At 50.9% G+C, this 21,659-nt stretch carries 18 protein-coding genes; 3 read left to right on the plus strand and 15 right to left on the minus strand.

Going from position 1 to position 21,659, the window contains the following annotated elements; genetic code table 11:
- Positions 1 to 58: 58 nt before the first annotated feature.
- The 8 genes from folC to asd are packed head-to-tail and all read right to left on the minus strand — an operon-like array spanning position 59 to position 7,527.
- On the minus strand, positions 59 to 1,315 hold the full coding sequence (gene folC / locus H8D24_06885) for a bifunctional tetrahydrofolate synthase/dihydrofolate synthase (protein ID MBC8520113.1): 1,257 nt from the start codon (positions 1,313 to 1,315) through the stop codon (positions 59 to 61).
- Positions 1,312 to 2,178 (minus strand): acetyl-CoA carboxylase carboxyltransferase subunit beta, encoded by an 867-nt coding sequence (locus tag H8D24_06890; protein MBC8520114.1) that lies wholly within the window; start codon positions 2,176 to 2,178, stop codon positions 1,312 to 1,314. Before H8D24_06890 ends, folC begins: the two co-directional genes overlap by 4 nt.
- A gap of 16 nt (positions 2,179 to 2,194) precedes the next feature.
- A complete protein-coding gene (locus tag H8D24_06895; protein MBC8520115.1) occupies positions 2,195 to 3,001 on the minus strand; it encodes a tryptophan synthase subunit alpha in 807 nt (268 codons plus the stop codon).
- Positions 2,998 to 4,215, minus strand: coding sequence for a tryptophan synthase subunit beta (gene trpB, locus H8D24_06900; GenBank protein ID MBC8520116.1), 1,218 nt, complete (start codon positions 4,213 to 4,215; stop codon positions 2,998 to 3,000). The genes H8D24_06895 and trpB overlap by 4 nt, the downstream gene beginning before the upstream one ends.
- Before the next feature lie 12 nt (positions 4,216 to 4,227).
- Positions 4,228 to 4,851 (minus strand): phosphoribosylanthranilate isomerase, encoded by a 624-nt coding sequence (locus tag H8D24_06905; GenBank protein ID MBC8520117.1) that lies wholly within the window; start codon positions 4,849 to 4,851, stop codon positions 4,228 to 4,230.
- Between the two features lie 12 nt (positions 4,852 to 4,863).
- Positions 4,864 to 5,628 carry a tRNA pseudouridine(38-40) synthase TruA gene (truA, locus tag H8D24_06910; protein ID MBC8520118.1) on the minus strand — a complete coding sequence of 255 codons (765 nt, stop codon included), beginning with the start codon at positions 5,626 to 5,628 and terminating at the stop codon, positions 4,864 to 4,866.
- Positions 5,625 to 6,383 carry a hypothetical protein gene (locus H8D24_06915; protein MBC8520119.1) on the minus strand — a complete coding sequence of 253 codons (759 nt, stop codon included), beginning with the start codon at positions 6,381 to 6,383 and terminating at the stop codon, positions 5,625 to 5,627. The genes truA and H8D24_06915 overlap by 4 nt, the downstream gene beginning before the upstream one ends.
- Before the next feature lie 31 nt (positions 6,384 to 6,414).
- Positions 6,415 to 7,527 (minus strand): aspartate-semialdehyde dehydrogenase, encoded by a 1,113-nt coding sequence (asd, locus tag H8D24_06920; GenBank protein ID MBC8520120.1) that lies wholly within the window; start codon positions 7,525 to 7,527, stop codon positions 6,415 to 6,417.
- Between the two features lie 172 nt (positions 7,528 to 7,699).
- Between asd and H8D24_06925 the strand changes: the two genes are divergently transcribed.
- Positions 7,700 to 7,945: a (2Fe-2S)-binding protein gene (locus H8D24_06925; protein ID MBC8520121.1), complete on the plus strand. Its 246-nt coding sequence runs from the start codon at positions 7,700 to 7,702 to the stop codon at positions 7,943 to 7,945.
- Between the two features lie 22 nt (positions 7,946 to 7,967).
- Here H8D24_06925 and leuB read toward each other — a convergent pair whose 3' ends face one another.
- From leuB to aroC, 5 genes are all read right to left on the minus strand, one after another.
- Positions 7,968 to 9,047, minus strand: a complete 1,080-nt coding sequence (gene leuB, locus H8D24_06930) for a 3-isopropylmalate dehydrogenase (GenBank protein ID MBC8520122.1) — start codon at positions 9,045 to 9,047, stop codon at positions 7,968 to 7,970.
- Positions 9,048 to 9,108: 61 nt separating this feature from the next.
- A complete protein-coding gene (gene leuD, locus H8D24_06935) occupies positions 9,109 to 9,747 on the minus strand; it encodes a 3-isopropylmalate dehydratase small subunit (protein MBC8520123.1) in 639 nt (212 codons plus the stop codon).
- Positions 9,747 to 11,165 carry a 3-isopropylmalate dehydratase large subunit gene (gene leuC, locus H8D24_06940; GenBank protein MBC8520124.1) on the minus strand — a complete coding sequence of 473 codons (1,419 nt, stop codon included), beginning with the start codon at positions 11,163 to 11,165 and terminating at the stop codon, positions 9,747 to 9,749. Before leuC ends, leuD begins: the two co-directional genes overlap by 1 nt.
- Positions 11,166 to 11,255: 90 nt before the next feature.
- Positions 11,256 to 12,404, minus strand: coding sequence for an MFS transporter (locus H8D24_06945; protein ID MBC8520125.1), 1,149 nt, complete (start codon positions 12,402 to 12,404; stop codon positions 11,256 to 11,258).
- A gap of 16 nt (positions 12,405 to 12,420) precedes the next feature.
- Complete coding sequence (aroC, locus tag H8D24_06950) at positions 12,421 to 13,509, minus strand: chorismate synthase (GenBank protein ID MBC8520126.1); 1,089 nt, start codon at positions 13,507 to 13,509, stop codon at positions 12,421 to 12,423.
- Between the two features lie 60 nt (positions 13,510 to 13,569).
- Here aroC and H8D24_06955 point away from each other — a divergent pair, with 60 nt between their 5' ends.
- Positions 13,570 to 14,268 carry a sel1 repeat family protein gene (locus tag H8D24_06955; protein ID MBC8520127.1) on the plus strand — a complete coding sequence of 233 codons (699 nt, stop codon included), beginning with the start codon at positions 13,570 to 13,572 and terminating at the stop codon, positions 14,266 to 14,268.
- A gap of 13 nt (positions 14,269 to 14,281) precedes the next feature.
- Here H8D24_06955 and H8D24_06960 read toward each other — a convergent pair whose 3' ends face one another.
- Positions 14,282 to 17,707 carry a UvrD-helicase domain-containing protein gene (locus H8D24_06960; protein MBC8520128.1) on the minus strand — a complete coding sequence of 1,142 codons (3,426 nt, stop codon included), beginning with the start codon at positions 17,705 to 17,707 and terminating at the stop codon, positions 14,282 to 14,284.
- A complete protein-coding gene (locus H8D24_06965) occupies positions 17,707 to 20,364 on the minus strand; it encodes a PD-(D/E)XK nuclease family protein (GenBank protein MBC8520129.1) in 2,658 nt (885 codons plus the stop codon). Before H8D24_06965 ends, H8D24_06960 begins: the two co-directional genes overlap by 1 nt.
- 96 nt (positions 20,365 to 20,460) lie before the next feature.
- Here H8D24_06965 and H8D24_06970 point away from each other — a divergent pair, with 96 nt between their 5' ends.
- A complete protein-coding gene (locus tag H8D24_06970; protein ID MBC8520130.1) occupies positions 20,461 to 21,555 on the plus strand; it encodes a DUF4931 domain-containing protein in 1,095 nt (364 codons plus the stop codon).
- Positions 21,556 to 21,659: the final 104 nt, after the last annotated feature.

Consider the following 21,659-nt stretch of genomic DNA (forward strand, 5'->3'; position numbering starts at 1 on the left):
AATGATAACACTACCGTACTACAGCATAGACATCAAAAACAGAGGCCAAACTTCTTCCCTATTGGAGGTCAAGAACAGCCGCAACTGTATAAAATGACCCAAAAACAATAATTCGATCACCACTATCTGCCAATCCTATGGCAGATTCAAAAGCCAGCTGAACAGTCTCGAATGAGTCAACTCCTGAATCACCAACCGTGGATACTACCACCTTCTCGATCTCACTTGAGGATGCTCCTCGTGCCACATCCAGACCTGCAACCATCCACTGGTCAATCTCTGGAGAGAGGGCCTCAATAACAACCTTCAACTCCTTGTCTTTCAGCATGGCAACCACTGCGATGGTTTTTCCATCCGTTGCGGTTGATGCCAGATTCTCGGCAACTGTTCTGGCCGCCTGTGGATTATGGGATACATCCACAATAACCTCTGGAGCATGCTGAATGGTTTGAAAACGCCCCATAAGGGCTGACTGTGATAGCCCCTCAGCAATCTTCTCCTCACCAATCTTATCCATCCATCCCAACTGCTCTATAACCTCCAGCACTGCTGCACTGTTCTGCACCTGAATCTCTCCATACAAAGCTGGAAATGGCAAATGGTATATCTCTCGGTCACTTGATCCGCGCCATGACCACCCACTTTCATCCGTTACAAAGCAGAAATCTCTCCCTATTTTAAACAACGGGACACCCACTGTTCTGGCGTAGTCAGAGACTGTTAAAGGTATATCAAAATCCCCGATTACAGCAGCTCGGCCACTTCGAAAAATTCCCGCCTTCTCTCTCCCGATCTCCTCCCGACTCTCGCCAAGCCACGACTGATGGTCAAGATCAACTGTAGTTAGTAGCGCTACATCTGCATCAATGATATTTACCGCATCCAGCCGACCACCCAATCCAACCTCCAGCACAATCAAATCCAGGGGCTGACGCCTAAAGATCTCCAGCGCCGCAAGTGTACCGAACTCAAAATAGGTAATGGATTCCTGCTGGCGCGCCTCATCAACAACCTCAAAAGAGTCACACAACAGATCATCAGTCACAATCTTGCCGTTGACTCTAATCCGCTCGTTGTAACGCAAAAGATGTGGCGAGGTATAGACCCCAACCCTCAATCCTGCTGCAAGGGCGATGGATTCAAGAATAGCGATAGAGGAGCCCTTGCCATTGGTTCCAGCAACTGTAACAACCTTTGGTTCAGGGGAGAGTATATTCAGTCGCGTAGCAACTCGGCGAATACGCTCCAGACCTAACTCAATCTCCTCAGGGTGTAGCGTCTCCTGCCAGGAGAGCCACTCATCCAGAGTTCTCAAGCTGCCGATGAGTTCTGACTGTTTTCCATCATCATGGAGAGCAGGGAAGAGAGTTTCTCTCGCATCTCACGGCGGTCAATAATCATATCAACGGCACCATGCTCCACCAGAAATTCACTACGCTGAAAACCTTCCGGAAGCTTCTCACGAACTGTCTGCTCAATCACCCGTGGACCGGCAAAACCGATCAGGGCCTTAGGCTCTGCAACATTGATATCCCCAAGCATGGCAAAACTGGCGGAGACTCCACCCATGGTTGGATCGGTCAAAACAGATATGAATGGAAGACCACGGTCTGCCAGTCTGGTCAATGCAGCACTGGTCTTTGCCATCTGCATCAGAGAGAAGAGTGCCTCCTGCATACGGGCACCACCACTGGCACTAAAACAGACGAGAGGGACATTCTGTTCCAGGCTGGCATTTACCGCCCTTACAAAACGCTCCCCAACGACAGAGCCCATTGATCCACCCATAAACTTGAACTCAAATGCAGCAGCTACCAGAGGAACATCCTCCACTCTGCCCTGCATCACAATAAGCGCATCCTTCTCGCCTGTACTTTTCTGTGCCTGGGCAATGCGATCCTTATACTTTTTGAGATCCTTAAAATTCAGGTGGTCTACTGGGGAGAGGTCCGCTGCAATCTCCTGCGTACTATCCTTATCAAAGAATAGCTCCAGACGACGGCGCGCACCTATTCGCATATGGTGGCTACATTTTGGGCAGACATCCTGGTTGCGCTCCAGTTCTGCGCGATAGAGTACAGCCTCACAGGATGGGCACTTGATCCATACCCCCTCAGGAACTGCCTTCTTGCCACCTTCCGTTCTGATTTTTGGAAGAATTTTTTCAAACCAGGTCATATTGCTATCCCTTACTCTAATTCTTGTCCAGTGCTACCCGCATCTCCGAGAGGATACCACCAATTGCCTCTGGAATCTGATCTGGAGTCTCACGCATTGACTCCATTTTTGAGACTAGCACACTTCCCACTACAACCGCATCTGCCACTGCACCAATTGCAGCCGCTGATTCTGCATCCCTTATTCCAAACCCAACCCCTACAGGAAGATCGGTCTGTTGGCGAATAGCATTAACCTTGTCTCCGACCTCTGATATATCTGGAGCCTGTGAACCAGTCACCCCTTTTACGGAAACATAGTAGATAAAACCCCTGGCCGAATTGGCAATCATGCCAATCCTTTTCTCAGTACTGGTTGGAGCCAACAGGTAGATGGGGTCAAGACCATGTGCCTCACAAATCTGCTCAAACTCTGCCCCCTCCTCCGGCGGCATATCAACCGTGAGCACACCATCAACACCAGATGCCTCCGCAGCTGTGGCAAATTGCTCCACACCCATATTCTCAATTGGGTTGAGGTATCCCATCAACACAACTGGCGTAGTCTGGTTGCTCTCTCTAAACTTTTTCACCATCTCAAGCACATGGTGAATACTGGTGTTCTCCTCCAGTGCGCGCTCACTAGAGCGCTGGATAGTTGGGCCATCTGCCATTGGGTCTGAGAATGGCACTCCCAGCTCAATAATGTCGGCACCCGCATCCACCATTGCACTCATCACTGGCACCGTAACTGAACGATCGGGATCACCTGCAGTCACAAACGGGATCAGCGCAGTACGTCCAGCTGCCTTGCACTGTTCAAAACAGGAGCTGATTCTGCTCATACCTCGACCCCCTCAATCTCTGCAACAGTATGAATATCCTTGTCCCCTCGCCCGGAGAGATTGACGATAATAATCTGATCCTTGCTCATGGTTGGCGCCAGCTTGGTTACATAGGCCAGTGCATGGCTCGACTCCAGTGCCGGCAGGATACCCTCAATACGGGTCAGGTCATGGAACCCCTGCAGTGCCTCCTGATCATCAATTGCCACATACTCAGCCCTCCCCTGGTCCTTGAGCCAGGAGTGTTCCGGACCTACTCCAGGGTAATCGAGCCCAGCAGAGATTGAGTGGGTCTCGATAATCTGCCCATTCTCATCCTCGATGATATAGGTACGGTTGCCGTGCAGTACCCCCGGCTTTCCTGCATTGAGTGTTGCTGCATGCTTGTCTGTATCCAGCCCCAGACCAGCTGCCTCAACCCCATATATCTTGACTTGATCATCATCGAGGAATGGATGAAAGAGACCGATCGCATTTGAGCCGCCGCCCACACAGGCTACCAGTGCATCTGGAAGTCTGCCTGCCTGCTGCTGAATCTGCTCTCTCGCCTCTCGACCAATAATAGTCTGAAAGTCACGCACCAGCATCGGGTAGGGGTGAGGGCCGGCAACGGTCCCAATGATGTAGAAGGTGTCGTCCACATTGGTGACCCAGTCCCGCATCGCCTCATTAAGGGCATCTTTCAGGGTTTTGGAGCCAGAACTTACGGGAACCACCTTGGCCCCCAACAATTTCATGCGGTAGACATTGAGCTTCTGGCGCTCCACATCCACCTCTCCCATATAGACCACGCACTCCAGACCCAGTCGTGCCGCCACTGTCGCTGTAGCAACCCCGTGCTGACCCGCACCAGTCTCCGCAATAATTCTGCTCTTTCCCATGCGCTGAGCAAGCAGCGCCTGGCCAATGGTGTTGTTTACCTTGTGTGCTCCGGTATGGTTCAGATCCTCACGCTTGAGCCAGATCTGTGCGCCACCAAGATGGTCACTCCAGCGTTGAGCATGGTAGAGCGGACTTGGACGACCCACATAGTGCTGCAGATCCTCATCCAGCTCACGCAGAAACTCCTCATCCTCCATATAGCGCGCATACGCCTCGGTCAACTCCTCCAGTGGAGCCATCAGGGTCTCTGAGGCAAAAATCCCTCCATAGATCCCAAAATGCCCATGGCTATCCGGCTGATCTGTCCATCGATTACTCACATCCTGCTCCATTCATCTTGTTGTCTAGTCCTTGACTCGCCTCACATTATCTATAAAGCGATATACCTTGAGGTGATCCTTAACCCCTTTCTCTCGCTCTACACCACCACTTACATCTACAGCCCATGGCCGAACCTGCCTTATTGCCGACTCAACATTATCGGCATTGAGACCACCAGCAAGCACCAACGGCTTATCCATCCCGGATGGAATCCTCTCCCAATCAAAAGTCTCACCAGTTCCACCCGGCACTCCAGGCTGATAGGCATCTACTAACAGGGCTCTGGCTGTTGCATATCTTGCGGCCTCTTGCTGCAGATCAACATCCTCTCGCATCCGAATCGCCTTCATATAGGGGCGAGAGAACGAGTCACAATAAGCCGGGGATTCATCACCATGAAACTGCAACAGATCCAGTGAAACCTTACTAAGAACCTCATTTACAAAACCTGCCTCTGCATCAACAAAGAGCCCTACTGTAGTCACAAAAGGTGGCAGGGCACCAATAATCTCAGCTGCCTGCTCCACAGTTACAGCCCTGGGACTTGGCTCATAGAAGACCAGACCAATCGCATCTGCACCACTCTCAGCCGCATAGATGGCATCCTCTTTAGAGGTTATTCCACAGATTTTCAAACGGGTTTGCATCGCGCAATATTATCACACTGAGGGGATATCAAAATGGTCAGGATACTCCACAGAGACCAGAGAGAGCCCCTCTGGCGGAGCTGTAATTCCACCCTGGGTTCGGTCTCTCAGATCCAGCACCTCTTTTGCCCACTGCGGCTCATTGAGTCCACTCCCGATAGAGATCAAGACCCCTGCAATATTCCGCACCATATGGTGGAGAAATGCATTGGCTCTAACCTCAATCCAGACCTCTTCCCCATGACGGGTCACATTCAGGCTGTGGATAGTACGTACAGGGCTATGGGCCTGACATGCCACCGCTCGATATGAGCTGAAGTCATGCTCCCCCATAAGGTGGTTCGCACCCTGTTGCATCATCTCCTCATCGAGAGGCCGATAGACCCAGGTACGCTCATCGGCAGATATGGCTGTACGCACAGGGCGGTTAAATATAATGTAACGGTAGGAGCGGGAGAGTGCAGAAAACCGGGCATGAAAATCGTCCGAGACCGGCTTGATCCATGCAATACAGAGATCCCTTTCCAGGTTGGCATTGGCGCCATGCACCCATCCACGTTCACTGCGTTCAGAATCACTATCAAAGTGGATAATCTGCCCGGCCGCATGGACTCCTGCATCAGTACGTCCTGCAGTTGTTACCCTGACAAAGTGATCTGCAACCTTTGACAGAGCCTTCTCTACCTCCCCCTGGACTGTACGAACATCCGGTTGCTGCACTTCCCATCCATGAAAATTGGTTCCACTATACTCAACTCCAGCGGCATATCTGGTCACTTGACATCCCCACTATCAGGTTTCTGAATTCTACCCTCAATCCGTTCAACCTCATGATAGAACTCCTTCCATATATCACCACTGTTGTCCTCATCATGGCTACTGCTACCGGTTAATCCTCTATCGCGAGTTGAAAAATTGCCATCCTGATCTGTGATAGATACAGGATCAGCCGCCCTCCACCAACGTATAAATACCAATGCTATCAACCCACCCAACAGGATAAAGAGAGACCATTTTGAGACAACAGGAAGACGCCCTGGTGAAAAAACCTGCTCTACATCGGTTAGCCATGACCCCTGGTCGTCTGCAACCCCTGGCCTGGAAACCATTACTTCACGTACTTCCAGTGCACGATTTCTATCATGCAACAGCCCCTTTATGTAAGTAGCACTTGAGTTTGGTGCCACAGGATCAAGAAATATAGTGAAGTCACGTTCAATCCCACCATCACCGGAGACAAGTTTTAGCTCAAGAATTGGCTGGTTTATTGGAGAGAGTGAAAGCAGAAGCAGTGCGCCCCTGTCGGTTATTCTCTCCACCTCATACTGTTGTACAGAGTCACCTTTCCCGGTTATGGAAAATTTCTTTATCTGTAATTCACCTGGTAGCAACTGGATCTCTGCAATCAAGGGAGAGCCCAGTGCAGAATAAATCTTTATAGATTCATCTGCCTCTGTTTTACCAACAGACAGAATAGAGAGAAGAGCAATCCAACTTATCGTCTGTAAAGATGCACGTTGTAATTTCTGCATCAATCGTTACCAAAACAGTATAGCGAACCTGCTACAGCTCTAATGCAATTCCCATCAGGCGACGCAGTGGTTCTGCAGCGCCCCATAACAGCTGATCTCCAACAGTAAATGCGGATATGTATTCTGGCCCCATGGTTAGCTTGCGTACTCGTCCGACAGGAACGCTCAAGGTTCCAGTTACCTTGGCCGGTGTCAGCTCAACCATGCTCAGGTCGCGGTCATTTGGGATCACCTTCACCCAGTCATTGGCCTGGGCCATGATCGATTCAATCTCTGATACCGGAATGTCTCTCTTCATCTTGATGGTCAGTGCCTGACTGTGGGAGCGCATTGCACCAATACGGACACAGAGTCCATCAATAGGTACTGGGTTATCACTGCGACCCAGAATCTTGTTGGTCTCTGCCTCTGCCTTCCACTCCTCTCGACTCTGCCCACTTGGAAGCTGGGTATCAATCCATGGGATCAGGCTGCCAGCCAGTGGCACCCCAAAATTGTCTGTTGGATAACCATCACTATTCATATGTGAAGAGACGGTACGATCAATCTCAAGAATTGCACTGGCAGGATCATCAAGCAATCCACCGACACTATCCCTGATGCTTCCCATCTGGGAAATAAGTTCACGCATGTTGCGCGCACCCGCACCCGATGCAGCCTGATAGGTCATTGGTGAGATCCACTCAACAAGATTCTCCTGCAAGAGTCCGCCAATTGCCATCAACATCAGACTGACTGTGCAGTTACCTCCTACAAATGTATTTTTCCCGTCACTCAGAGCGTTATCAATTACAGTGCGGTTGACTGGATCCAGCACCAGAGTGGCCTCATCATTCATTCTCAGAGATGAGGCTGCATCAATCCAGTAACCATTCCAGCCTGACTCACGCAGTGGGCCGATCACCGCCTTGGTATAGCTGCCACCCTGACAGCTGATGATGGCATCCATCTCTACCAGATCGGAGACATCATTGGCATCCCTGAGTGATGGCACCTCCTTGCCTACATCAGGGCCTGGTTGCCCAAGCTGTGAGGTAGTGAAGAAAACCGGATCAATTTTTGCGAAATCACCCTCCTCACGCATCCTCTGCATCAGAACCGAGCCAACCATGCCACGCCAACCGACAAAACCTACTTTCTTCATCTTAATCGAACCTTCTGTTTTCCGGATCCCCGCCTTCGCAAGGATGACGGTTTTCTTTGAAAAAGCGCTATAATCTAGAATTCTAGAATTGCTGATCACCAACCACCTAAAAGAGCGATGATAGCCAAAAAAGGCTATGATAATCCTTTCAGCAACATAGCACTACGAGAAAATGGGCAACACCTCCATAACGGATCCTCTGGACAGGCTTCCACCAATTCTTAAAAAAGATCTGGACCGCCATCTATGCACCTGCAACGAGGTGATAAAGATGGATGTAATCAATGCCATTGCAGATGGAGCCGTCTCCGTGGAGGCTATTAAGGAGCAGACCTACGCCACCGATGGAAATGGCTGTTGCAGACATCAGGTAGAACGTTTAATTGAGTTCATCTGCATACCGGAAACGGAGACATGAATCGCCTCGAAAGTATCGACAATCATCCTCTCAGCGCAGCTACCACCGCATCACCCATAGCAGAACAGCTCACCTCCTGCATCCCTTCTGAGTGAATATCTCGGGTACGCAGACCACTATTCAAAACCTTATCAACTGCCTGAGAAATTCTGTCAGCCATATCTGCCTCGTCCAGACTATAACGTAACATCATGGATACCGAGAGAATGGTTGCCAACGGGTTGGCCACATTCTGTCCAGCAATATCCGGAGCAGAGCCATGAATCGGCTCATACATGCCCTTACCATTGGCATCCAGTGAGGCAGATGGCAACATTCCAATTGAGCCTGTCAACATCGCGGCACAGTCAGAGAGGATGTCACCAAACATATTTGTGGTAACCATTACATCAAACTGCTTGGGTGCACGCACCAGCTGCATGGCTGCGTTGTCTACATACATATGGGAGAGCTCCACCTCTGGATAATCCCCAGCCACACGCTCCATCACCTCGCGCCACAACTCTGTAGACTCCAGCACATTGGCTTTATCGACAGAGGTGATACGCTTGTCACGCTTCATTGCGATCTCGAATGCGGAACGGCCAATACGCTCAATCTCATGCTCTGCATAGACCAGAGTATTAAACCCCTGACGCTCTCCACTATCCAAGGTACGGATACCGCGTGGCTGGCCAAAATAGATGCCTCCTGTAAGCTCGCGCACAATCATCAGATCCAGACCAGAGACAACATCCTCTCTTAGAGTAGATGCGCTTGCCAACTGTGGATATAGAATTGCCGGACGAAGGTTGGAGAAGAGATCCAGACCTGCCCTGATTCCGAGCAACCCTTTCTCTGGACGCACCGCAATATCCAGTGACTCCCACTGATAACCACCTACAGCACCCAACAGAACTGCATCAGCCTCTCTGGCAATCTCCATAGTCTGATCCGGCAGAGGGGTTCCATGCACATCATATGCGGTACCACCGATCAATCCATCCTCGGTCTCGACTGACAACCCAAAATCACTCCGCAGAACATTCAGTACCTTGATTGCCTCTGCAACAATCTCCTGACCAATCCCGTCACCGGGCAACACTGCAACTTTCTTACTCATCAACTTGTACTCTTAAAAACTGAAAATTAATAAACCAAAAATCATTATCTCGACAATCCATCTACCTGAACAACCATGGAGCCTCAGAGCTGCGGCGTGCCTCATATACCCTGATGGAATCCTCATGCTGTAGAGTCAGACCAATATCATCCAGCCCATTTAAAAGCCGATATTTGCGAAACTCATCAATCTCGAAGGAGAAGGAGCCACCTTCCGGAGTAGTTACCGTCTGTGCATCCAAATCAATCTGCAATTGATATCCGCTACCCTCTGCCTCCTCCTGAAAGAGCTGCTCAATCTCATCCTCACTAAGGGTGATAGGCAACAGTCCATTCTTGAAGCTGTTATTAAAAAAGATATCAGCAAAACCGGGAGCTATAACCGCTCTGATACCGTAATCTGTCAATGCCCACACCGCATGCTCCCGCGAGGAGCCACAACCAAAATTCTCACGTCCCAAGAGAATTGTTGCCCCCTTATACTTATCATTATTAAGTACAAAACCGGGGTTTGGGCGACGGCTTGCGTTATCAATCGAGAGATCTCCCGGATCAAGATAACGCCAATCATCAAACAGGTTGGGTCCAAACCCGGTGCGCTTGACCGACTTCAAATACTGTTTGGGGATAATCGCATCAGTATCTACATTGGGACGATCCAACGGTACCACCAACCCCTGGTGCCTGGTAAATTTTTCCATTACCGACTCTCCCTCAACAACTCTCTAACATCTGTAAAGTGACCAGTCACTGCAGCCGCAGCGGCCATTGCCGGACTAACTAGATGGGTACGACTTCCCTGCCCCTGTCTTCCCTCAAAATTTCGGTTGGAGGTAGAGGCACAACGCTCACCAGGGTCAAGGCGATCCGCATTCATCGCCAGACACATGGAACAACCAGGCTCTCTCCACTCAAACCCGGCATCGATGAAAATCTTGTCCAGCCCCTCTGACTCCGCCTGCTTTTTGATCAAACCAGACCCGGGAACAATCAGCACCTGCTTAACATTGGGGGCAACTCTTCTGCCTGCAGCAACCAGCGCTGCCTCACGCAGATCCTCAATTCGCGAATTGGTACAGGAACCAACAAAAACCTTATCGACAGATATGGAGTCAATCGGAGTATCCGCATCCAATCCCATATAGGCCAGCGCCTTCTCCATACCACTCTTTTTTACACCATCTGTCTCATTTGCAGGGTTGGGAACACTATCCTCAATTGATACCACCATCTCTGGTGATGTCCCCCAGGTAACCTGGGGTGCTATTTCTGCCCCATTCAACTCAACCACTGAATCAAACTGTGCGTCTATGTCACTGTGCAGATCCTGCCATGCCTCTACCGCCTGCGGCCATAACTCCTCATCAGGTGCATATGGTCTCCCTTTTACATACTCAATAGTTTTCTGATCAACTGCTACCATCCCGGCACGGGCACCAGCCTCGATCGCCATATTACAGACTGTCATCCGTCCCTCAACAGAGAGTTCCTCAATTGCCTCGCCAGCAAATTCGATTGCATATCCGGTACCACCAGCAGTGCCGATCTTGCCAATGATCGCCAATACAATATCCTTGCCAGTAATCCCAGGACCAACAGATCCATTGACCTTAACCAGCATGTTTTTCGATTTTTTCTGCACCAGGCACTGGGTAGCCAACACATGCTCTACCTCGGATGTTCCGATACCAAAAGCAAGCGCACCAAGCGCACCATGAGTTGAGGTGTGTGAATCACCACAGACAATAGTCATCCCCGGAAGGGTTGCCCCCTGTTCAGGACCAATCACATGGACGATTCCCTGACGAATATCTCCCATGGCAAATTCTGTAATCCCGAAATCGGATGTATTCTGTCCCAGGGTTTCTACCTGGGTACGTGCAACTGGATCGGTAATTCCCATCTCCAAATCCCTGGTAGGAACATTATGGTCAGGCACAGCCAGACTGGCGTCCACCCTCCACGGTTTACGGCCTGCCATGCGCAGCCCCTCAAAGGCCTGTGGAGATGTCACCTCATGAAGCAGCTGTCTATCGATGTAGAGCAATGAACTTCCGTCCTCTTCCTCTCGAACAACATGTGCTTCCCAGAGTTTGTCGTATAGGGTCTTTCCGGCCATGGCTTCTGTTATCGGTCCCTGAATAAGTGGATAGCGTGAAAGCGGCCCATTTTACTCCCTGCTGTCCCCGCTGTAAAAGTGTTGATGTTGCTAGCGAATCCAGCGCCAGGTCACAACAAATGCAAGCGCTGTAAGTATGGTTGAGAACAGAAAGATCGATGATGAACCCATTGTCGTCCAGACCACACCGCCCAGCAGACTACCAACCACACCACCAGCCCCAAAACTGATGCTGGAGTAGAGAGCCTGCCCCCTTCCCTGCAATTTTCCACGAAACAGATCATGCACCATGTGAATGGAGACCGCATGGATGATGCCGAAACTGGCGGCGTGGATACTCTGCGCCACAAACATCAAACCCAGACTTTCGGGGAAAAACGCGATCACAAGCCACCGAATAGCCCCCAGGAACAGACTGATCAATAACAGGTTACGCTCCCCGAAGCGAACCATCCAGCGCGACATCACCATAAAAACCGCCACCTCGACCCCAACCCCAACCGCCCAGAGCAGACCGATCAGCCCCTTGTCATAACCAAATGACTCCATGTAGAGGGTATAGAAGGTGTAGTAGGTTCCATGTGCTGCCTGGTTGAGAAAGGCAACTGCCAGCAACGCCGCCACTACCGGGCGACGCAGTACATTTTTCAGAGATAGATGTCCATGGCCATGCTCTGGATCTGGAACTGTCGGAACGGACAGACTACTAACCCAGATTCCCACCATCAGGATCATCAGCGCAACCGGCACCAGACTCACGCTATACCACTCAAGCATTGGTCCCAGTATCGCTACTGTAACGATGAAACCAACCGACCCCCAAAGTCTGATCGAGGAATAACGCTCTACCTTCTCTCCAAGATGGTTCAGCGTCACCGCCTCGAACTGCGGTAGTGAGGCATTCCAGAAAAAACTGAATAGGGCAATTACCAGTGCCAGCCACCAGTAGCCACTACCAATAAAGACCCCTGCGAAAGCAACAATTGATGCCAACGAAGCAAAACGGACTATTGATAGATGTTCTCCCCTTCTGTCAGCCCACCATCCCCAGATATTTGGTGCCACAATCTTGGTTGCTGCCAGAATTGCTGTCAGCTCTCCAATCTCACGAATAGAGAAACCAAGACTCTCCAGATATGGCCCCCAATAGGGGATCAAAACCCCCAGAGTGGCAAAATAGAACAGGTAAAAACTGGATAGTCTCTTGTATAGAGATCTATATGTAAGAGCAGTAGTCACACGATACCCGAGAATCTCAGATTACAGGCGTATCTGAATGTGCAGCTCCATTCTGGCTTCGCTGACGCAGTGCATGGTCAAGCAAAACAATCGCTAGCATTGCCTCGGCAATTGGGGTCGCACGAATCCCTACACACGGATCATGTCTGCCCTCTGTTACTATCTCAACAGGATCTCCAGCATTATTGATGGTATCTGCCGGAATCCGCAGACTGGAGGTCGGCTTGAGCGCCATAGAGACCAGAATATCCTGACCGGATGAAATCCCACCCAAAATTCCACCTGCATTATTACTCTTGAACCCATCTGGTGTCATCTCATCACGGTGCTCTGTACCCTTCTGCTCAACAGAGTCAAATCCTGCACCGATCTCAACCCCCTTTACTGCATTAATACTCATCATTGCATGGGCGATATCAGCATCGAGGCGATCAAATACAGGCTCCCCCCAACCGGGAGGCATACCGGCAGCAACCACATTGATGCGGGCACCAATAGAGTTTCCCTCTCTGCGCAACTCATCCATATAGGCCTCCATTTCGGCAACCTTGCTGCTGTCTGGAGAGAAAAAAGGATTCTGATGAACCTGATCCCAATCCAGATCCTCAACCTTTATGGGGCCAATCTGGGATAGATAGCCATGAATCTCGACCCCAAACTGGGCCTTTAGAACAGCCTTTGCAACCCCCCCTGCAGCAACCCGCATTGCAGTCTCTCGGGCAGATGATCTGCCTCCGCCACGATAGTCACGAAAACCACCATATTTCTGATTATAGGTATAGTCCGCATGGCCAGGACGAAAGCGGTCGGCGATACCGGAGTAATCCTTCGAGCGTTGATCCTCATTGCGAATCAGTAATCCGATAGGGGTTCCCGTGGTTTTTCCCTCAAACACCCCAGAGAGTATCTCTACCTTGTCAGACTCCTTGCGTTGAGTAGTATGACGAGATGTTCCAGGCTTTCTCAGGTCAAGATCTTTTTGCAGTTCAGCCTCTGAAATCTCGACCCCCGGAGGACAGCCATCCACAATACAACCCAGTGCTGCACCATGGCTCTCACCAAACGTAGTGACAGTAAAAAGTTTTCCAAGCGAATTTCCAGACATGTTCTGAATTATACATGGTTCGTAACCATGCGCCCCGTGGTTCATGTGTATAATTTCCCCATGAAAAAATCACGCCCATCAACTTATATCTCAACCCTGCTATTTGGTATCACTCTCTGTGTATCCCTACCATCCAGTGCTGACTTGATTTCGGCAAAACGGGCCATTAGTGATGGCAATGGAGAGCTAGCCATAATGGAGTTAAGCCGCCTGGCAGGGATGGGGAACAGTGAGGCCCAGTACGAACTGGGCAAACTGTACGCACAAGGAAAACTTGTTCCCGAGGATGCCAACCGTGCCATGCTGGCTCTTACCCTTGCTGTTGAAAATGGTTTCCGCATGGCAGAGTCGCTACGCAGTGCGCAACAGAAAAAAATCAATCTTATGCAATTGGCTGCTCTACAGGAACAACTCGGCACCCTGTTTCAAGAGGGTGGGCCAGTCGCAATCGACCCAAATCGTGCAACCGCATGGCTTGAAAACCGGACCCTGAACCCGGTGCCATTCACCAATGAAGAGCGCGGAGAGGTGGCCCGCAAGATAGGCAAAATATATGAAGAGAAGATCTTCAGCTTTACAGCCGCACATACCTGGTACACCCTGGCCGAGGCCTTTGGAACCGAGAGAGCACAAAAAGATCGCAAAAGAATGGAGCTATTTCTGCAAGAGAAGAGTGTTTCTCAATCCAGAATTGATGCTATTGAAAAATACAAAAGCTATCTCAAAAACCACAAGAGGATGGTGGATGGAAAACTTTAGAAGTACTCTATTCTCACGCAACCACCCTTACTACCTGATGCATGGGAAAATATAGAACCAGCTTCTGCGGACGATCCTCCATCTGCTGTAGCACCTTGCCATAACGTTGTAGCTGTGGGGTATAACGAGCCACCTCCTCATCAAGAAAACCATCCAGATTACCGCCACTATGGCTACTGGTCTTCCAGTCCACAATCCAGCGAACTCCATCCTCATCAACAAAGGTACGATCGATAGTAATATTGAATCGCTCATCTCCAATCCTGGCTGACAGACTCCATTCACTCTTTGCTTCTGCGTGGTCAGAGAGCAGATAGCAGCCCTTATCATCCTCCAGCACAAGTCGTAGTGCCTCCATCACCTTGTCTGCCGCCTCAACCATGGTCTCTGATGCCACCCCGAGCTGCCTTAGCTGGTTTTCAGCTCTCTTGCGAACGGAGCGCAGCTTGTCAGAATCACGCCAGCTCTCGACACCAGCATCTGCAATCCACTGCAAAATCGCATGCACCACTGTGCCAACATGTACAGCACTGGCTGCCGCCCACTGATAGACAACCCGTTCACTCTCAAATGTCTGTTGACCTGCGGATGGGGTGGCAGCTGGAGGGTGAGGTTGCTCCCATATAGTGGAGATACGTTGTGGCCTTGCACTGCCTTGTATAACCATCTTTCTGTTTTTTGCTGACTCCAGATCAACAACCCCCGAATCAAACAGCTGCTCATATTTGCTCTTCACAACTGGCCATAGCTGCTCAAGCAGGGAGCCAGATTGGGGACGACCAAGCTCCCCCTCAGAATCTATTTTGCTGGCACCCAGCAGGTGCAGCTTGCGTCTGGCACGGGTAGTTGCCACATAGAGCAGGCGTGATAATTCATTACGTTCGCGCGACTGCTCCACCTTGCGAACATATCGTCCCAATCTATCCTCATCACTACCCTGCTCCGCTGGACGCACCGGAGAGAGCAACAGCTGCATGCTCTCTGCAGAATTCTCACCAACTCCAGGGATCTCCAACCAGTGCAATAGCTTCTGCTGATCTCCTCTGGGTTTTCTGCCAAGCCCGGGAAGGATCACCGTATCAAACTCCAGCCCCTTGGACTTATGGATGGTCATCACCTCTACCCGACTATCTGGATCTGCCCCGGAACGAACTGTCTGCCTGTTCAACTGCTCTCGAAGGTAGTCGAAGTCAGTTAGTTCACCGCCCTCACTCATTCGTCCAAGCAGATCAAAAAACGATGCAGACTCTCTCTCTGCCTGACCAGCAACCCCCATCTGCTCATGGATGGCTGCACCTCCCAACAATACCCATGCACGCTCCACCCATAAATCGACTACCGCTTCGCCACGCTCGGCAAAAACAGATTCGAGCATGTTTCGTAACCACCTAACTCTCTCTGCACCAATTGCTGAGAGCTGCTCCAGACGGGAGTCATCAAACAGTAACGACCAGATTGTTCGATCTGCTGCCCCTGCTGTCAGAGAGAGTAGATCCTGTAGTGAGATCCCACTCCATGGCGCCCTCAATATGGCCAGCCACGCCTCCCTGTCTGCCTGATGAAAGAGGGCACGGGTTAGAGCCAGGAGGTCACGTACTACCGGCCGATCTCCCAGGGACTCAATCTCAACCGCATTGTAGGCTACCCCCGCACTATATAGCTGCCAGGTAATCTGGTTAAGATGGCTACGAGAGCGAACCAGAATGGCGATCTTGTCCCCGCTCTCCTGCAGCAGTGGAATCTCCTCCCTGACCAACTCCACCACCTTTGACGCCTCAGCCTCATAATCTGCCAGCAGTGACGGATGAACTACTACTGATCTCTCAGCAGGTTGGGGCCTTGTAGAGATCGATTCAGAGTAGTGAATAGCCCCACTAAAACGGTCCGAGTGGGCAGGAAATATTGTGCTAAAGCTCTGGTTAATCCATCTCACCACCCCCTCCTCAGAGCGGAAATTTGCCAACAGTTTTTTATACTCAAGCTGTAGTCCGCCAACCCCATCTTTGATCGCCTTGATAAAGAGCCCCACCTCGGCATGGCGAAAACGGTAGATTGACTGCATGGGGTCACCCACCAGAAAGAGGGTACGATCCTTATCCTCATTTGACCACTCTGCAGTCAGACGGCTCAACAGATCAAACTGACCATGAGATGTATCCTGAAACTCATCAACCAGAATATGGTGTATCTGATAGTCCAGGCGCAGTGCCAGATTGGTGGGCTCAGCCTCACTGCCAAGGGCCTGGAGGGCACGCCGTGCAATCTCGTTATGGTCAACTACACCCTTCTCTTCAAACCACCCCATCAACTCAATCTGAGCTATCAACAACACCTGAAACAGTGAGGTGATAGTCTCCCACTGTGAATCCTCATAACGTACTGGTGGCAGCAGTGGAATCTGCTGAATTGCCACAGCTGCCTCATGATCTGATTCAACTGTCTGCAGCAGGGAGAGCATAAGCTGCTTTAACTTGCCCCCTGCAGCTCCAGGGGGGAAGCCGTTATTCTTGTTCCAGCTATTTTTCGATACCCTGAACTTCTCACCACCCTTGAGAAAGAGCGACGCAATCCCCTGCCACTGGGGCAGAGAGAAGGCATCTGCCTCTGGCAACCTATCCATGGCAGCACAGGCAGAGACAGGCTGATTGTTGGCACCACTATTCACAACCTCCGCAGCAGAGGCGGCAAGAGTGACTAGCTGGTCAACCCCGCTCTCCCCCAAAACTCTCAACAACCCATTCCTGGCGTTCTGTAGTGACTGCTCAACCGCCGTACAGAGTGTCTGCTCCAGTGAGTCACGATCAACCACACCACCCACCCCCGCGGCCACATGCGGCAGCCACTGATCACGATGTCCCAACATATCTGTCAACATGCGCTCAAGCTGGCCTACATCATTATCCAGCCATGCCAAAAGCTGAGCTACTGCAGCCCTATCCTTTTTCTCAAGATGCTGAATTGTTCGTCTGGCTGCTCCGGAAAATGCCTCTTCTGCATCATCGCTGATTCCTGGAACCCCCCCAAATGCCGCCATTACCGGCATCTGTCGAACCAGCTTTGCATTAAGACTGTCCATGGTGCGGATCTCCAGACGCCCAGGATTAGTCAACAGCTTCCACCCTCTCTCGCTGTCCCTCTTCAGCACCTCGCTGGCCAACCGCCATGTCACTGCCTTGTGTGGTTCAGCTGGAGATCTCCTGGAGGCCGCCATCATCAATGAATCAAGCAGTCGTGTACGCATCTCTCCTGCAGCCTTGCGGGTAAAGGTGATCGCGAGGATCTCCTCCGGCTCTTTAACGCCAGCCAATAGAGAGAGAAAACGCTGAATCAGCAACTCGGTCTTTCCCGATCCGGCAGGAGCCTGAACTATTGCAGACAACTCAGGGTTTAGCACCTCCTCACGAACAGTCCTCTCCTCCTCCATCTCTATCGACTGCATCACTTCTCTGCTACCTCATACTCAACCCGACAGAGAGACTCCAGTCCACAGTACTGACAACTGTTTTTTCCCTTTAGTGGATCAACCGTCGCAACTCCCTCTCTAAACTCAACAGCCAAATCTGTTACGACAGCACGCCACTGACCAATCTGCTCTCCCCACCCCCCACTGACAACTACTTTTCGTCTTCCTCCCCTGCCCTTTCCATCAGCCCCCTTAAGCAGACTCTCATCTTCCTGCTCCCCCTTATAGGCGACCTCACCAACCTGAACCTGACCAAAGAGCACCGCAGCGACATCATCAAGCAGGGTGGTATAGAGCGGCAACTGCGGCTCTTCCGGACGCTCCCCCTGCCAACTTGCGCTACTAACCTTGCCACTTTTGTAATCAATCAACACCCTGCGTCCATCCTCCAGCCTGTCCACTCTGTCCATCTTCACCGAGATGGTTATCCCATCCAGTGCAATCGTATGCAACTGCTCCATCTCCTCAATCCTGAACTCGGCTACACGCCCTCGATCCAGCTGTAGAAAACGCATCGCGAGCCGGCTCAATCTGGCAGCTTCATTGGCTGCAAAATCATCACCCATGCGATCCTTTCTGGAGTGCCTGAACTTCTCAACTGTCTCTTCTGCCACTGCCGCAACCAGTGATCTCAATACCTGCTCATCAATCTGCTTCAACTTTATGGACGAGAGCCCCAGTTGTTGCCAACATCTTTCGAGCAGATTGTGGACCAGGGTACCCCGTTCTCGCGGATCAAGTCCAAGCTGCTCTCGCTCCACACTCTCTGCCTGCAGGCGATGGCGGACAAATGCCCTGAAGGGACATTGTGACTGGTTTGCAAGAATTGAACTTCCACCACGAACCCTTGATCCATACTGCAGAGAGAGTGCACCCTCATCAATCTCTTCCAGTGAAATGTTGTCACTATCCAGCCACCACTTTTCAACTGTAGTTTTTAGACCAAGAGATTGATAATCCATAAATGGAACATCACCAACCATGGATGTCGCCCGCAGACTCTCCTCACCACCCTCACCCTCACTGCTCTCGGCAAAACTGAAGAAGACCTTGTCTGCTGCAACAGAGAAACCGGCAACCATCTCTTCTGCTATTTTCAGATTATTGCCGCAAGCTGCCATTGGCACCTGGCCACGCTGCCACTCCAGGGAGAGAAAAGGCGAAAGCTCTCTTCTGGCTGGCCAGCTCCGATCATCCATCCCCATCACCCATAGTGCGTCATAACCTACTCCCCGTGCCTCCTCTGGAGTCACAATCTCAACAGCTGCATCAACCGCCTGGTCATACTGAATATCCATTCTGGCAAGAATCTGCCTGAACTCCAAAATAGCTGCAGAGAATGAGATGACTCCAGTAAAGTCTCCAATCGAGGAGAATCGATCCAGTCCGTCTCGCCAGCTGTTATAGGCAGCGAGAGCAATATCACTCTTCTCACCATTTTCGGCCCACTCGAAAAATGCGAGGACACGACTAAAGTTGCCTGCCCACTCGGTCGTGGTTAATCTGGCCTCACTCAACCACAACCCCTCAAGCGCCCTCAGGGCCCCAAGAAAACGTGTGGCATATATGCCGCCATCTACACTCTCCTGCTCAAAAAGGCGAATCAGCGTAGCCAGAGATACCTCTGGATTACGCCAGTGGCGCAATCTCAGCTCAAGTATCGACCTCACCTCAATCTCTGCACCCTGCAGAAGCCAGGGTGAGCGCAACAGAGATGCCGCCTCCTGCAGAGGCAGGCCTCTACCTGCCAACTCCATGAGCTGCATTGCCGTATTTATACGCGGATCCTGTAATAGAGATGGTCCAGATGAAAATCTATAGGGCAGAAGATTGTTCGACAGAGACCGAACCCTGGTCTCAGGCATCAGAATGAAGCCAAACAGCCTCTCAAGACGATTCCGCCTCCCATACAACCCTGGAACCACAACAGCAACCTTGTGGCCCGGATTATCCTGCAGATAATCTCGCAACCAGTATGCAACCGCCACCTCCTCCTCACTCTCACTGGGCAACGAACTCTTAACCACTACACTGCTTATAGATACTCCGCCCTCCTCTCTTACCTCACAGCCAAGCTCGTTCAACTGTTCAATAATTTGTCTCTCGGATCTGCTGAATTGTGATGCCCCATAGATTGAGACAGTCTCTGGCAATATCTCCATGCCCCCATCAAACAGCAGCTCTCTTAACCACTCTGCAATACGTGCATGCTCCAACAAATCATGGCGTTCACAATACTCCTTAAACTGTAACTGCCAGCGCCGGAAAAGCTCCTGCTCGTCAACATGTGAATCTATGGGGAGCCCAGCGCCTCTCTCTCTCCAGCGGTTAAATATCTGGTTAGCCACTATCGCATGCTCAACCAGATCCCCCTTACGCAGAAACGACTCCTCCCCCAACAGCTCATGCGGAATTGTCTGGCGCCAAACCACCCGTTCCTGCTCGGCAGATAACAGATGTGGAAGATCAGCCCCTCTCTGTAGTTGCCGATCCCACTGCTCTCTTATCCAGGCCGACACAGACAGGATAGCTGGGGTTTCCCATACAGCGACTCCTCTCTGCAACTGGTCATCGCCCCACCGATCCCGGAGATATCGAGCCTGTCTGGCAGTTGCAGTTAACGTAAGATTCATCCAACAGACCTTATCACCATGGAAAAAATGGATCGACAGTAAATGACGAATCAGTCCATAATTAAGCCTCCTCTAATACAACGGAATACAACTCTTATGAGCACCAACCCAGATGACAAAGGACAGATTCGTGAAATCCGCATAAACCCGATTGTCCCTAGTGAATCCGTACTGGTGGCAACCGCCCGCAGTATGCGTCCTGTAACAGAGGAGGAACAGGCCCCGCGAGATACCCGCAGCCATGTAGAGAGCTGTCCATTCTGCAGTGGAAATGAGGAGAGAACTCCTCCTGCAATAGCCACATACCCCAATGAGGATGAATGGGAGATTCGTGTCGTGGAAAATCTGTTTCCAGTACTCGGAAAGGCCAGTGATGAGACTCAGGCAAACCTTAATTTTGGCCTCCAATCTGCCATCGAGGGGTACGGTCACCATGAGGTGATGATTGACCACAACAACCATGGGGCAGTAGTCAACGATATGAGTGAAGAGCATCTAACCATGCTCTTTACCGCCTATCAGGATCGAATGCGTGAGCTCTATGAGAGCAATCGAATCCGTTTTGTGCTGGTTTTCAAAAACTACGGCCCAGCTGCCGGCGCCAGTATTCGCCACACCCACAGCCAGATTATTGCAATGCCGGTGGTGCCACAGAATGTCCATGATGAGGTGATAAACAGTGCCGCTCACTACCAAAAATATCATCAATGCATATTCTGCACCCTGATTGATGAGGCCCTTACCTTCGAGACCACAATATATGACCGTCACTCAGGCGAGGTTCGCAGAAAAATAAATGTAGGGCAGTATGTAGTCGACAGATCAGACCACTTTATTGCCATCAAGCCATTTGCCAGCCGCTTCGAGTGGGAAGTCCATATTCTGCCACTGGTTCATCAAAGCGATTACCTGAACACCTCCGCAGAAGAGCTGGCAGACTTTGCAAAAATTGTAAAACGGACCATGCAGCGACTGGATGCAGTTCTGGGCGGGGTACAGTACAACTACTTCCTCCACTCCATTCCTCACAATGAAGATTGTGAGAGCTGTCACGCAAGCTTCCACTGGCATCTTGAGATCGTTCCCCGCACCAGTATCCCTACCGGATTTGAGTTGGGGTCAGGACTCTTTGTAAACACCATTAGTCCCGAGCAGGCTGCCGAGCAGCTACGTAACACAGTAGTGGAGTAAGGAGCCCACAAAGGAGCCTGCGGAGATTGCAAATCTTGTCTGATTCAAAGAGAATTACGCCCCTCTAATATAGGCCTGAAAATAACAAAATGACTACAACAACC

It is taken from the genome of Candidatus Thiopontia autotrophica (assembly GCA_014384675.1).
GTDB lineage: Bacteria > Pseudomonadota > Gammaproteobacteria.

Excerpts from the sequence above, each read along its gene's own strand:
- H8D24_06890 (MBC8520114.1), bottom strand. The coding sequence starts at position 2,178 with ATGACCTGGTTTGAAAAAATTCTTCCAAAAATCAGAACGGAAGGTGGC.
- H8D24_06895 (MBC8520115.1), bottom strand. The coding sequence starts at position 3,001 with ATGAGCAGAATCAGCTCCTGTTTTGAACAGTGCAAGGCAGCTGGACGT.
- trpB (MBC8520116.1), bottom strand. The coding sequence starts at position 4,215 with ATGGAGCAGGATGTGAGTAATCGATGGACAGATCAGCCGGATAGCCAT.
- H8D24_06905 (MBC8520117.1), bottom strand. The coding sequence starts at position 4,851 with ATGCAAACCCGTTTGAAAATCTGTGGAATAACCTCTAAAGAGGATGCC.
- H8D24_06915 (MBC8520119.1), bottom strand. The coding sequence starts at position 6,383 with ATGCAGAAATTACAACGTGCATCTTTACAGACGATAAGTTGGATTGCT.
- asd (MBC8520120.1), bottom strand. The coding sequence starts at position 7,527 with ATGAAGAAAGTAGGTTTTGTCGGTTGGCGTGGCATGGTTGGCTCGGTT.
- H8D24_06925 (MBC8520121.1), top strand. The coding sequence starts at position 7,700 with ATGGGCAACACCTCCATAACGGATCCTCTGGACAGGCTTCCACCAATT.
- leuB (MBC8520122.1), bottom strand. The coding sequence starts at position 9,047 with ATGAGTAAGAAAGTTGCAGTGTTGCCCGGTGACGGGATTGGTCAGGAG.
- leuD (MBC8520123.1), bottom strand. The coding sequence starts at position 9,747 with ATGGAAAAATTTACCAGGCACCAGGGGTTGGTGGTACCGTTGGATCGT.
- leuC (MBC8520124.1), bottom strand. The coding sequence starts at position 11,165 with ATGGCCGGAAAGACCCTATACGACAAACTCTGGGAAGCACATGTTGTT.
- aroC (MBC8520126.1), bottom strand. The coding sequence starts at position 13,509 with ATGTCTGGAAATTCGCTTGGAAAACTTTTTACTGTCACTACGTTTGGT.
- H8D24_06955 (MBC8520127.1), top strand. The coding sequence starts at position 13,570 with ATGAAAAAATCACGCCCATCAACTTATATCTCAACCCTGCTATTTGGT.
- H8D24_06960 (MBC8520128.1), bottom strand. The coding sequence starts at position 17,707 with ATGCAGTCGATAGAGATGGAGGAGGAGAGGACTGTTCGTGAGGAGGTG.
- H8D24_06965 (MBC8520129.1), bottom strand. The coding sequence starts at position 20,364 with ATGAATCTTACGTTAACTGCAACTGCCAGACAGGCTCGATATCTCCGG.
- H8D24_06970 (MBC8520130.1), top strand. The coding sequence starts at position 20,461 with ATGAGCACCAACCCAGATGACAAAGGACAGATTCGTGAAATCCGCATA.